Source organism: Nocardia tenerifensis NBRC 101015 (assembly GCF_000308715.1).
Classification (GTDB): Bacteria; Actinomycetota; Actinomycetes; order Mycobacteriales; family Mycobacteriaceae; genus Nocardia; species Nocardia tenerifensis.
This window is the reverse complement of record NZ_BAGH01000320.1, coordinates 1-12719: the sequence shown is the minus strand read 5'-3', so window position 1 is coordinate 12719 and position 12719 is coordinate 1. Positions and strand designations below refer to the sequence as shown.

12 protein-coding genes are annotated in these 12719 nt (G+C 68.2%); 1 reads left to right on the top strand and 11 read right to left on the bottom strand.

Translation table 11 applies throughout. From position 1 onward, the window contains the following. Nucleotides 1–364 precede the first annotated feature (364 nt). Genes ON39_RS25940 through ON39_RS25930 form a run of 3 tightly spaced genes read right to left on the bottom strand, consistent with a single transcriptional unit; the run spans nucleotide 365 to nucleotide 2094 of the window. Nucleotides 365–889 carry a hypothetical protein gene (locus ON39_RS25940; protein ID WP_040738303.1) on the bottom strand — a complete coding sequence of 175 codons (525 nt, stop codon included), beginning with the start codon at nucleotides 887–889 and terminating at the stop codon, nucleotides 365–367. Nucleotides 890–938: 49 nt separating this feature from the next. Beyond that, nucleotides 939–1376 (bottom strand): hypothetical protein, encoded by a 438-nt coding sequence (locus ON39_RS46135; protein ID WP_146251046.1) that lies wholly within the window; start codon nucleotides 1374–1376, stop codon nucleotides 939–941. Nucleotides 1377–1386: 10 nt separating this feature from the next. Then, complete coding sequence (locus ON39_RS25930) at nucleotides 1387–2094, bottom strand: helix-turn-helix domain-containing protein (RefSeq protein WP_040738302.1); 708 nt, start codon at nucleotides 2092–2094, stop codon at nucleotides 1387–1389. A 317-nt stretch (nucleotides 2095–2411) separates the two neighbouring features. Between ON39_RS25930 and ON39_RS25925 the strand changes: the two genes are divergently transcribed. After that, entirely contained in the window at nucleotides 2412–3704 is a 1293-nt protein-coding gene (locus tag ON39_RS25925; RefSeq protein ID WP_040738301.1) for an acetyl-CoA C-acyltransferase, read from the top strand. 750 nt (nucleotides 3705–4454) lie between these two features. Here ON39_RS25925 and ON39_RS25920 read toward each other — a convergent pair. From ON39_RS25920 to ON39_RS25885, 8 genes are all read right to left on the bottom strand, one after another. Beyond that, nucleotides 4455–4700 (bottom strand): hypothetical protein, encoded by a 246-nt coding sequence (locus tag ON39_RS25920; protein WP_040738300.1) that lies wholly within the window; start codon nucleotides 4698–4700, stop codon nucleotides 4455–4457. A gap of 159 nt (nucleotides 4701–4859) precedes the next feature. After that, nucleotides 4860–5480, bottom strand: a complete 621-nt coding sequence (gene bluB / locus ON39_RS25915) for a 5,6-dimethylbenzimidazole synthase (RefSeq protein WP_174412560.1) — start codon at nucleotides 5478–5480, stop codon at nucleotides 4860–4862. Nucleotides 5481–5654: 174 nt separating this feature from the next. Then, nucleotides 5655–5882 (bottom strand): hypothetical protein, encoded by a 228-nt coding sequence (locus ON39_RS25910; RefSeq protein ID WP_040738298.1) that lies wholly within the window; start codon nucleotides 5880–5882, stop codon nucleotides 5655–5657. Nucleotides 5883–6193: 311 nt separating this feature from the next. Further along, nucleotides 6194–7468 (bottom strand): fatty acid desaturase family protein, encoded by a 1275-nt coding sequence (locus tag ON39_RS25905; RefSeq protein WP_040738297.1) that lies wholly within the window; start codon nucleotides 7466–7468, stop codon nucleotides 6194–6196. Between the two features lie 266 nt (nucleotides 7469–7734). Beyond that, nucleotides 7735–9177: a fatty acid desaturase family protein gene (locus tag ON39_RS25900; RefSeq protein ID WP_040738296.1), complete on the bottom strand. Its 1443-nt coding sequence runs from the start codon at nucleotides 9175–9177 to the stop codon at nucleotides 7735–7737. A gap of 84 nt (nucleotides 9178–9261) precedes the next feature. Further along, nucleotides 9262–10419, bottom strand: coding sequence for a ferredoxin reductase (locus tag ON39_RS25895; RefSeq protein ID WP_040738295.1), 1158 nt, complete (start codon nucleotides 10417–10419; stop codon nucleotides 9262–9264). 149 nt (nucleotides 10420–10568) lie between these two features. After that, nucleotides 10569–11090, bottom strand: a complete 522-nt coding sequence (locus ON39_RS25890) for a DUF6912 family protein (protein WP_040738294.1) — start codon at nucleotides 11088–11090, stop codon at nucleotides 10569–10571. Nucleotides 11091–11100: 10 nt separating this feature from the next. Further along, on the bottom strand, nucleotides 11101–12522 hold the full coding sequence (locus ON39_RS25885) for a WS/DGAT/MGAT family O-acyltransferase (protein WP_040738293.1): 1422 nt from the start codon (nucleotides 12520–12522) through the stop codon (nucleotides 11101–11103). Nucleotides 12523–12719 lie beyond the last annotated feature (197 nt).

Below are 12719 nucleotides of genomic sequence, written 5' to 3'. Positions count from 1 at the left end.
ATGCGGTCGGGGTTTCGGCGGCGACGGCTGCCGGGGCCGGCGACGAGGGTCGCGGATTCGGTTGCGTTGGTCGGCGTTTCGGTGGCGATGGTTGTCGGCTTCAGCGGCGAGGGTCGCGCGGTTCGGTGACGGCGGTCGAGGCTCAGCTGCGGCGTTCCCGGGTTCGCGGCGCGGGTTCGACGGCGGTGGTCGGCAGGCCGGCGGCGATAGGGACGTGGACTCGGTACGGGTTTGCGGGTTCGGCGGCGGGCGGAGTTTGGCGGTGGCGGCTGCGAATCACTGGTGGCACGTTCAGCGGCGGCGGTAGTCGCGGCCTCGGCGGCGGGCGGGGGTTCGGCAGTTGCGAGCCGCGCCATAGGCAAGGTCAGCGGCGGCGGTCGCGGAAGAAGGTTCTGTGTAGCAAGGAGTCTCGGCGTGGGGGGCGCATGGCGTGGAGCATGACCATGTCGGCGAAGGTTTCGGCGTCGCGTTCGCGGGTGGTGCCGTAGTCGGTGCGGCCGAGGACGTGGGCGATGGACTCGGCGGAGATGGACGGCAGGAGTTCGGCGACGGTGGCGACCGTGGGGGTGGCGGGGGCGGGCTCGCCGTCGGCCGGCTGCTCGGGGCCGTGACCGAGCAGCATGTGGCCGAGTTCGTGCACGATGATGTGCTCGGCGTGCCACTCGGTGGTGTCGGCGCCGTAGACGATGACGTCGCTGTCCTGTTTGGCGATCCACAGGCCGCTGCCCGTGCCGCAGCCGGTGCCCGCGAGCAGCGCGGTATCGATCGGCAACAGGCTGATGCTGCGGCCCCGATACTGCGCGACATCGTCGAGGTAGCTCGACAGATCCCACGGGTGCGGAATGGGTACCTCGCGGGTCAGGTTGCGGAACCGGGCCTGCATGGCCATGCGATCGTTCTCCTACAGCAAGCTCATTGCCCCCATGTAGGTAGGGATATTACCGACTCGGCGGTACGGGACGATCGGTGCTCTCGATGATCCGGGCGAGGATCGACTGGTCGACGTTGGAACCGCGCAGCGCGATGCTGGAGACATTGGCGTCGCGCATGGTCGCGAGCAGCTCGAGTTCGCGGTCGATGGCCGCGGCCGCCGGACCCGTCGTGGTGAGGTAGTCCGCGGCGACGCCGAAGCTCTGCGCGATGGCCGCGAGCAGGTCCGGTTCCACTGCGGCGGAACCCTTTTCGCCGTCGAACTCGCCGCTGCGCAGACGCTCCAGCTGGCTCGCGGTCACGGTCCGGCGCAGGTAGTCCCCGGCCTGCGCGGCGACCGTCGCGTTGCTGCGCTCGGGCGCGGAGCGGGGGTGCACGACCGCGAACAGTCGATTGATCTTGTGACTGAGCGTGAGCGATCCGTTGGCCTGTGCGTCGTTCGTCATCTCCGTCACCTCAGTGCTCACCATTTCGGCTCGCGGTCGTGGCCAGGTTGGCAGCCAGCCACCGTGCCCGAAACCGACCTTCTGTCGCAGCATCCACGTCCTCCGATCGTCCGGCCAGCCAGCGCCGGTATCGCCGTTCCTGCAGTTCGGTCGCGTCGCTGGCCTCGGCGGGCACCTCGAGCAGATGCGCGAACGCCATCTCGACCAGCGGGTGCAGCACCCGGCCCGGTCCGCCGTTGCGTTCGAGCATCGTGGTCGCGTAGCGCGCCGACAGCTTGGAGACGACCCGGTTGAGTTCCTTGATCGCGGCGACGAGTTGCGGATCGGTCGCCCTGCGCTGCTCGACGGCGTCGTTGAGCCGGCCCGCGGTCGCGAGCAGGCCGGTGAGATCGGCGATTTCGAAGCGGATCGAGTCGGGTCCGGCCACGACGGACTCGCCGGCGTGGTGCGCGGCGGGCACCGGGTCGTCGGCGGCGGGGGTGCCGCCCGCGTAGGTTCGCGCGGCACTGCCCGGCAGCCAGCGCAGCGGCGCGTCGAGTTTGTTCAGCGTGGTGGTGCTGATCGCGGCGTCGCCGTCCTCGATCTTGCGAATCGTCGGGGCCGAGGGCCCGCCGAGGTCGCCGATCTGTAACTGCGTGAGTCCGAGCTCGTCCCGGCGTTCCTTGATGATTCGGCCGAATCTCTTCTGGCGCCGCGACAGCTCCGAAGGGCTATGCATAGTGGGCTTCAGAGTAGGCGCGACCAGGGCGGAAAGCAAATCTATAGAAAGTGTTTGAAAAATCAGTGGCAATATTGCTACGGTTCTGATGCGCCGAGTCGCTGCGACTTCGGCCTTGCGGAGCGTTCCGAGACGAGCAGGGGCGTTCGTCGGGACGGGCGCCTCCGGTCTGCTGCGCAACGGCGCGCGGCAGGCCGGAACCAGCGACGGTGGAGGGGATCGCCGCTGCGTCTGAGTTCACCGTCGGCGAAGGGGGTCGACGGTGAACTTACTATGAAGTAAGTTTGGTGGTCATAGATCTCTCGAAAGGAAATCGCATGGCCACCAAGGCTGCTCGCCGTGCCGTAATCGTGTCCGGTGCGCGCACGCCGTTCGTGCGTGCGTTCACCGGATACACGCGCATGGACTCCATCGCGCTCGCCGACGCCGCGGTCCGCGGCCTGCTCGAGCGGACCGGGCTGCCCGGCGCGCAGGTGCAGGCGATCGTGTGGGGCGGGGTCATCCTGCCCAGCGCCGCGCCGAACATCGCCCGAGAGATCGCCCTCGACCTGCGCCTCGACCCCGGTTGCGAGGGCTACACGGTGACCAGGGCCTGCGCCTCCGGCCTGCAGGCGGTGACCTCCGCCGCGGCCGCGATCGAGCGCGGCGAGTACGACATCATGATCGCCGGCGGCAGCGACTCCACATCCAATGCCGAGGTCAAACTGCCGCAAAAGGTGGTGCACGCCGCCGCGCCGCTGGCGCTCGGTAAGCCGAAGCCGAAGGACTACCTGTCGGCCGTCGCGCAGCTTGCGCCGTTCACCGATCTGCTGCCGAGCAGGCCGAAGATCGCCGAGCGCACCACCGGCGAGGTCATGGGGGAGTCGGCCGAGAAGATGGCCCGCATCCACGGTGTCAGCCGCGCCGATCAGGACGAGTTCGCCGCCCGCTCGCATCGGCGCGCCGCCGCCGCCATCGACTCCGGTCGATTCGACGACGAGGTACTGCGGGTGCGCACGCCCGAGGGCGCCGAGATCGTGCGCGACGGATTGGTGCGCGGCGACACCAGCGTGGAAAAACTGTCGAAACTGAAGCCGGTGTTCGCCGAGAACGGGACCGTCACCGCGGGCAACGCCAGCCCGCTCACCGACGGCGCCGCCGCGGTCCTGCTGATGAGCGAGGAGAAGGCGCTCGCCCTCGGCTATCGGCCGCTCGCCGCGTTCCGCTCCTGGAGCTACGTCAGCGTGGACCCGACCGACCAGGTACTCATCGGCCCGGCGATCTCCATGCCGCGCGCGCTCGACAAGGCCGGAATGTCGTTGGGGGACATCGACTTCGTCGACATCCACGAGGCCTTCGCCGCGCAGACCCTGTCCGTGCTCGCCGCCCTCGGCAGCACCGACTGGGCCAAGACGCGCCTCGACCGCGACACCGCCGTCGGCGAGGTCGACATCGAAACCCTCAACGTGCACGGCGGTTCCGTCTCCCTCGGCCACCCCTTCGGCGCCACCGGCGCCCGCATGGTCACCACCATGGCCAACGAACTCGCCCGAACCGGCAAGAACGCCGCCCTCCTCGGCATCTGCGCCGCCGGCGGAATCGGCGCCTCGGCAGTCCTCGAACGCGTCTGACCACGCTTCGGCTGCGCGACTGCACGGGCGGACCCGAGGACATCACCGGCTGGCTCGTTCCACACGCGCTCGATGAGCATCGCCGACGCCGGGTGCTTGTCGAGGCCGCGGAATGCCTCGAGCGCTGTGGTGCCCCACTGGCCACGCCCCAGAGCCGGGCCAGGCGATGACCGGTGCATGGCGTTCCTCGGGCACAGCCGCAGTCGAGTCGTCGCTGATGCGCGGCGGCTCGACTGGGCTGCGGCCGGGCACGATGGGTTGACGCCGAAGACCTTGGGGCAGCGTGGTCGCCCGGCAAGCACGAAGGGTCGCGATACCGCGCCGCTAGGTCGCCCGTGTCCCGAGACGCAGCCGCACCGTTTCCGGTGATCCCCACTAGGACTCGCCGCGCTGACACGCGTGCGGATCCCGTGACACCCACCACGGGAGCGCGGGCAGCTCGCGCTCGGCCGAGTAGTGCGGCTGCGGGCTAACGTCGCCCACGAAAGTATTTGCGGCGGTGTTTATTTCGTGCCCAACGAGACACCGGCGGTCGGCACGATCGAGCGGGGCCGGACTCCGGCCCAGATGATCGCCGGAGCGCACGCATTCAAAAGCGTTCTGGTGCCTTGTTTTCCACGTAGAAGATGACTCTAGGTCCTCGCGGCAGTTGATAATTCGGTAGCGGGCCTGCTAGCGCGGTCGATGGGTTCGAGCGGAGGCGTTTCGACTGTATTCGCTTGCGTGGCTCGCACTTCGGCGGCAGCCCGACTATCGGGACTGACGGTATCGGTCCGGGGGGATGACGGGGATGGTGCCGTCGGCGGTGGGGCGGGCGCCGTAGGTTCGGTAGGTGCGGGGGCGGGTTTGGGGTTTGCCGCTCTCGTCGGCGATGAGGCGCAGGCAGGTGTCGTGATTGGTTTCGCCGGGCAGGCCCTCGCGGCGTAGGCGGAGCATGGCGGAGGCGAGGTCTATGCCGAGCTCGTTCGACAGCCTGACGGCATCGACGTTGGCCATGGCAAACCTCCTGAACCCGAAGAACACTGCGTGCGAAAGAATCCATCGTCCGAGATGGATATCTCGTCCAACAACGTACCCAATTCAGCGGTCCCCGAATCCTCCAGTTCTCGACCGCCCGATGAACACCTGCCCACCGAGCCGCCCGCGCAATCTCTTTCAGGCGCGATAGGTTTCGTGGTGGACGGCGTCGCGCAGCGGGCGACCGGTGCGCCAGCCGAATCGCTCCAGGTCGGGGGTTTGCTGGAATTCGTGGACCGGGCCGACGCACAACCAGGCGATCGGCTGAATTCCTCGGGGCAGTCCGACTAGGTCCGCGAGGAATTCCGGGTCGTAGAAGGAGACCCAGCCGACGCCGACCCCCTCCGCGGTGGCGGCAAGCCACAGGTTCTGGATCGCGAGAACGGCCGAGTAGACGCCGGTTTCGGGGATGGTCGCGCGGCCGAGCACCTGCGGGCCGCCGCGTCCGTGGTCGTAGCTGACCACGATGCCGGTGCCGCTCTCGGTGATCCCCTCGATCTTGATCGGCTCGAAGGTGGCCGCTCGCTCCGGCGGTAGCGCGGCCGCGAACTCGGCGCGTTTGACTGCCACGTGGTCCGCGAAGGCGCGCAGCGTGCTCGGCTCGCGCACCACCACGAAGTCCCACGGTTGCGAATTGCCGACACTCGGCGCCCGATGCGCGGCCTCCAGGATCCGCCACAGGGTGGCGTCGTCCACCACCTCGCCGGTGAACTCGGCGCGCACATCGCGCCGCACCCGAATCGCCTCGTACACACTCAGACCCTCAGCAGCCATGCGGCTTACTCAACCACCAGTGCGTACTCGACCGACGAGCAGAGTCATATGGTCGCGAAAAGGCCTTGTCCAGCAACCGAATGACTCTGCTCGAATGCCGAGAACTGTGCGGGCGGCACATTCGGGCCGCCCGCACAGTGGGTGCTCACTGCGGCGGTGTTACTTCCACTGTCCGTAGTGCTCGACGGTGTTGCCGTATCCGTCGGGATCGCAGGTGCCGCTCATCAGGCCGGGGGTGGCCACGAGGTCCTGCTCCAGCTGCCTGGCGCAGTCATAGTCGGCGTACTGCCCGCCGAAGACCTGCCCGTCGAACGCCGATGCCACGCCGGTGGCGCCGAGCCCGATGGTCGCCGCGACGGCACAGGCGTAGAAAACTTTACGGAACATCTGAATCCCTCCCAGGATGAACGGCCCGGTTCCTCCCTTGTCGCCGGAGCCGTTCCCAAACTATCAGCCCCGTGCACCGATAACCAGCGGAGGGTTTGCCAAAGTTATTGGGCAGTGCCATGTTTCGTCGAGAATATGTACACCGAATGCAATTGATGGTAGCGAGCGTACAAATTCAAGAGGCCGCATACGCGACTGTGCGGGCGGCTCAACGAGCCACCCGCACAGTCGAATCCAGAATCGCGCCGACGATGGAACCGAATCCATCGAACAGCCGCATGTTTACCCGAGGCGAACCGGGCCGAACAGGATCACTTCGTCAGCTGCAACTCCCGCGCGACAGGCGCGGGCCGACGGCTGAACCGCTTCCTGCCCTCCGCCAGCGCGGTGCGCAGACCGCGCCGCTTACCCGTCACCGGATCGATGACCGGCCCCGCGCTCCCGGCGAACTTGCGCTCCGAGGCGGTCTCGGGCGCGTCGTCGGCGGTGTCGCGCAGGTACTTGTTCGGCAGCGAAAGCTTGAGAATCGTGCGCCACGCCTTGAAGTACTGCACCGGCAGCGAGCCGGTGGTGTAGGGCAGGTCGTACTTCTCGGCCAGCTCCCGCACCCGCACCGCGATCTCGGCGTACCGATTGCTGGGCAGGTCGGGGAAGAGGTGGTGCTCGATCTGGTGGCTGAGGTTGCCGGTCATGAAGTGGGTGATCGGGCCGCCGGAGATGTTGGCGCTGCCGAGCATCTGCCGCAGGTACCACTGGCCCTTGGTCTCGCCGTCGATGTCGGCCTTGGTGAACTTCTCCGCGCCGTCGGGGAAGTGACCGCAGAAGATCACCGCGTTGGACCACACGTTGCGGACCATGTTCGCGGCGAGATTCGCGGTGAGCGTGGAGAAGAAGGCGGGGCCGGTGAGCGCCGGGAAGATCACGTAGTCCTTGAGGACCTGCTTGCCCATCTTGGTCAGCGCCTCGCCGCGCTTGCGCTCGAACTCGGCGCGCTCCGGGGTGCCCGGCTTGTACCGGCCCGCGGCCAGCTTGCCGAGCTCCATGTGCTGGATCGCGACGCCGTACTCGAACAGCAGCTGCAGCACCAGGTTGTAGACCGGATTGCCGAGGTTGAACGGCTTCCACCGCTGGTCGCGGGTGACGCGCAGCAGGCCGTAGCCGATGTCGTCGTCCATGCCGAGCACGTTGGTGTACTTGTGGTGCAGGTAGTTGTGCGTGTGCTTCCAGTGCTTGGCCGCGCCCGCGTTGTCCCACTCCCAAGTGCTGGAGTGGATCTCGGGATCGTTCATCCAGTCCCACTGCCCGTGCATGGCGTTGTGCCCGATCTCCATGTTCTCGATGATCTTGGCGGTGCCGAGCAGGGCGACGCCGGCCAGCCAGGCCGGCGGTAAGAAGCTGGCGAACAGCACGCCGCGGCCGCTGATCTCGAGGACGCGCTGCAGACGGATCACATTGCGGATGTACCTCGCGTCGCGCTCGCCGCGCGACTCCTCGATATCCCGCCGGATCGCGTCGAACTCCACGCCGAGTGCTTCCACGTCGGCCTCGGTGAGATGTGCGTATTCCTTGACATCCGAGATCGCCATGGGGGTTACACTACCGTAGGTTACGAGACCGTAGGTTGTGAGGAGCCGAACCTGTCTGTGGCAAATCCCGCATTGCGACAGCGAACATTCGATGCTATGTCAACGGAGCACGCGTGACGACGTAAAGCCTTCTCCCGCATAGCTTTTCGATATGACAGGGCGCACCGGTACCGGCTAATCCTGCTCCCTCGCGCGGTATCCCGCAACTCGAGGGAACAGGGGGCCTGACAGCGCCGAGCAGTGCCCGGCTCGTTCGCCGTAGCGCCTCAGCGTCGCCGACGCCCGCGCCGCAACGACGCCCGCTGCCGCACGGCCTTCCGGCGCAGCGAAGCCTGCTCCATGCGCGCCCGATCCTGCAGCGCGACGGTGGCCTCGCGCAGGGCCTCCTTCTCGTGCTCGGCCTTCTCGCGCAGCGCGCGCTTGGCCTCGCGCAGCATCTCCTTCTCCTGCCGCGCCTTCTCCTTGAGCACCACCTTGGCCTCGCGGATCGCCGAGCGCAGGCCGCGCCGCTGCCCGGTCTCCGGATCGACGCCGAGCCAGTGCGTGGTGTCCGCGCTCGGCAGCGACGGCATGGTGATGCCGGCGAACTTGCGCTCCGAGGAGGTCTCGGGGGCGTTGTCGGCGGTGGCCTTCAGGAAACGGTCCGGCAGGGCCAGCTTGTGAATCGTCCGGAAGGCCAGCAGGTACTGCTTGCCGAGCGAGCCGGTGGTGTAGGGCAGGTCGTACTTGTCGCACAGTTCGCGCACCCGCACCGCGACCTCGGAGTACCGATTGCTCGGCAGGTCGGGGAACAGGTGGTGCTCGATCTGGTAGCAGAGGTTGCCGCTCATGAACGCCATGGCGGGCCCGGCCTTGAAGTTGGCGCTGCCGAGCATCTGGCGCAGGTACCACTCGCCGCTGGTCTCGCCCTCGAGCTGCTCGATGGTGAACTTCTCCGCGCCGTCGGGGAAGTGGCCGCAGAAGATGACCGCGTAGGCCCACAGATTGCGCACCAGGTTGGCGGTGGCGTTCGCCTTGAGCGTCGACATGAACGCGGGCCCGGTGAGCGCCGGATAGAACAGGAAGTCCTTGGCCACCTGACGGGCGATCTTGCGGCCGAACTCGCGATTCGGCTCCGACATCAGCTCGCGCCGCGGCGTGCCGGACAGTTCCTTCTCGATGCTCCAGTCGTGGATCGCGATGCCCCACTCGAAGGTGGCGGCGAGCAGCAGGTTGGCCAGCGGCTGGATCAGGTGCAGGGGGCGCCAGGTCTCGTCGCGGGTCATCCGCAGGATGCCGAAGCCGAGGTCCTCGTCCTTGCCGAGCACGTTGGTATAGGTGTGGTGGGAGTAGTTGTGCGCGCGCCGCCACTGCGACGACGGACCCGTCTGATCCCACTCCCAGGTGCTGGAGTGGATCTCCGGATCGTTCATCCAATCCCATTGCCCGTGGCTGATGTTGTGCCCGAGCTCCATGTTCTCGACGATCTTGGCGACCGACAGCAACGCGGTGCCGCCGAGCCAGGCCCAGCGGTTGCGGCTACCGAACAGCACCGCTCGGCCTGCCACCTCGAGCACACGCTGCGCGGCGATGGTGCGCCGGATGTACTTCGCGTCACGCTCGCCGCGCGACAACTCCACCGAGCGCCGGATCGAATCGAGCTCCTGCCCCAGTGCTTCGATGTCTGCCGCGGTCAGGTGGGCAAACGCCTGTATATCGGTGATTGCCACCGGGTGTCCTTTCGCTGCTCAATTTTGACTCGAGGGTACCCAAACAACGACCCGGGCGTCGGCGCGCCGACGCCCGGCGCGCGCCTAGACGTCGAGCGTGCAGTCGCCCGCCGCGGCGGAGATGCAGGTCTGCACCTTGTCGCCCTCGCGTCGTTCGTCGCCGTTGCGTAGATCACGCGCGTGCCCCGAACTCAATGTCACGACACAGGTTTGACAGATCCCCATGCGGCAGCCGAACGGCATCTGCACGCCGGCGGACTCGCCCGCCTCGAGCAGGCTGGTCGAGCCGTCCACCTCGACGGTGCGACCCGTCTTGCCGAACGTCACCGTGCCGCCCTCGCCGATCGCCGAGCGCTCGATCTCGAACCGCTCCACGTGCAGCCGGTCCGCGACGCCCGCGTCGCGCCAGTGGTGCTCGATCTCGTCCAGCATCGCGGCCGGGCCGCAGGCCCAGGTCTGACGCTCGCGCCAGTCGGGGAACTTCTCGTCCAGCTCGGCGAACGCGAACTTGCCGTGCTCGCCGGTGAGGTGCAGGTGCCAGTCGAAGCTCGGGTGCCGATCGTGCAGGTCGCGCAGCTCGGCGCCGAACATGACGTCCTCGGCGGTGCGCGCCGAGTGCAGGTGCTGCACGTCGGTGACGATGTCGCGGCGGTCCATCGCGCGCAGCATCGCCAGCACCGGGGTGATGCCGCTGCCCGCGGTGAGGAACAACACCTTCTCCGGCGGCGGGTAGGGCAGCACGAACCCGCCCTGCGGCGCGGCGAGCCGCACCACGGTGCCGACCGGAACACCGCTGACGAGGTGGCTGGACAGGAAGCCCTCCGGCATCGCCTTCACCGCGATGGAGATGACGCGCTTGCCCCCGGCCTCCGGGTCCGACCAGTTCGGCGGGCAGGTCAGCGAGTACGAGCGCCAGTGCCAGCGTCCGTCGATCAGCACGCCGATGCCGATGTACTGGCCCGGCTCGTATGTGAAGTCGAAGCCCCAGCCCGGCTTGATCACCAGGGTGGCCGAGTCCGCGGTCTCCTTGCGCACGTCGACGATGCGCCCGCGCAGCTCGCGCGCCGACCACAGCGGGTTGGCCAGGTGCAGATAGTCGTCGGGCAGCAGCGGGGTGGTGACCCGTGCCACGGCCCCGCGCAGCACGTTCAGCCTGCCGCCGCGCTCGGCGACCGCAGCGGCCGGTGCCTCCAGCCACGCCCGCACACCCCGCACGGAGAATCCCCCAATTTTCGAGCTCATCGCTGCCGTTCGTCTTCCTGTTCGTCGAATGCGCTGCCCACGCCACAGCAAGGTTACGGCATCGTAGGTTAGCCGGGTTGCCGTGCGGCGTCCCCTCATCATCCCCGGCGGCGCGCCCGTGCGTCATCGCGCCGGGCGATCGGGGACCGTCAGAGCAGGTCGAGCAGGAACGGCAGTTCTTGCGCGGCGTACCAGGCCAGCTGATGATCCTCGGCGTCGCCGAGCACGAACTCCGCGTCGGTGTCGCCGAGATCGGCGGCGTCGACCACGTCGACGGCCTTGGCCACCTGGGGTTCGGCCTCGGCCAGGTCGACGTGCACGGCGCCGATCTGGTCGTAGGAGATCGGCGCGGCCAGCTTGACCACGGCGTCGTCGAGGTCGGGGCGCAGCTTGGCGCCGGTCACGTCCGCGGCGATCACCGCGCGCCGATAGACCGGCCTGCCGCTCGCGCCGGACTCGTCGTCGTCCTCGCGTTCGGCGGCGAGCAGGCGCAGCGAGGCGCGGGCGGCCTCGCCCATCGCCACCTCGGCGAGCTCCTCGTCGTCGCCGGAGGCGTACGCCTCGCGCAGCGCCGGGGTCACCGCGAACGCCGTCGCGCCGATCGGCGCCAGCTCCCGGTTCGTGACGAGCTCGCGCAGCATCGGCACCGTCGCCGGGATGTAGACCCGCATTTTCTCCTGATCAGACGCAGGCACCGAGCATCTCCTCCATGGAATCGCGCACCGACGCGGCCAGCACGCCGATGTCGGCCATCGCGTCGCGGTCGGCGTTGAGTCCGTAGAAAACGCGTCCGTCGTAGGACGTGATCCCGATGCTCGAGGCCTGATTGCGCAGCAGCGGCGACACCGGATACATCTCCAGCATCCGCGCGCCGCCGATGAACATCGGGGTCTGCGGACCCGGTGCGTTGGTGATCACCAGATTGAACGTGTGCTCTGCGAAGGTACTCGCCGCGCGCACGCTCATGGCATGCAGGCTCGCCGGAGCGAACCCGGCCAGGTGCACCAGCGTGCGGGCGCGCACGCCGCGGTGGTGCCTGCCATTGGCCTCGGTGGCGTGCGCGATGTGCGACAGGCGCATCACCGGGTTGGGCTCGCCGACCGGTAGATCGATCAGGAACGAGGAGACCTCGCTCGCCGGTTTCAGCCGATCCCCTTGCGCCCCTTCGATATACACCGACATCGGCACCACCGCGCGCAGCGTGGTCGACTCGGTGAGCGCCTCGCCCCGCGACAGCAGCCAGTCGCGCAGCGCGCCGGAGACCACCGCGAGGATGACGTCGTTGATGGAGCAGTCGAAGCGCTCGCGAATCCTGCGGTAGTCCTCCAGGTCGGTGCGCACCACGTCGAAGCGCCGGTTGCGCGAGGTGCGCGCGTTCAACGGACTGTCCGGCGCGCCGGTCGTCGCGGCGCGCACGGCGGAGACCACCGAGTCCACCGCGCGCCCGGCCGCGCCGATCACCGCGAACGCGTGCCCGCTCGCGTGCCTGGCCACCTCCAGCGCCTCGCGCGGCTGGGCGGCCAGATGCGTCAGCGCGCCGACGAGCAGCTCCACCTCGTTGGGTTCGCGCGGCGCGAACCAGGCATCGTCGGCGAGCTCGCGCGGCGACGGGCCGCTGTCGAGGATCACGTGCCCGATCTCCAGCGCGGTGTCCCCGTCGACCAGGGCCGAATGGGTTTTGGTGAAGATCGCGCAGCGGCCCTCGGACAGGCCCTCGATCAGATACATCTCCCACAGCGGCCTGGTCTGATCCAGCGGCCGGGAGGCCAGCCTGGCCACCAGTTCGTGCAGCTGCTCGTCGGTGCCCGGCGTCGGCAGGGCGGAGCGGCGGACGTGATAGGTGATGTCGAACTGGTTGTCCTCCACCCAGACCGGGCGTCCGAGGGCGAACGGGATCTCGCGCACCTTGCGGCGGTAGCGCGGCACCAGCGCGAGCCTGGCCTCGACCAGGTCGACCAGCCGGTCGTAGTCGAGCACCGGTTCGCCGGAAGGGCTGTCCGGCTCGATATTTCGGACGATCGCGAGGGAGCCGATGTGGATCGGGTTGGTGCTCGACTCGAGCCGGTAGAACGACGCGTCCTGCGGCGTCAGTCTCGTGATCACGCTGCCAGGTGCTCCTTCATCGATGCCGCCTCACGCCCATTGTGCTGTCGCCACAGCGATTCAGCCCCTCCGCTGTGGCTTATCCGGTGAAATCGGCGTTCCCCTTTACCCGCCCCGGCTTCCGTGGCAAGCTGTTCGACTCGAGCACGGGGGACTCGATTCGATCACAGGGGGACATCGGATGCACAGTCGACGGC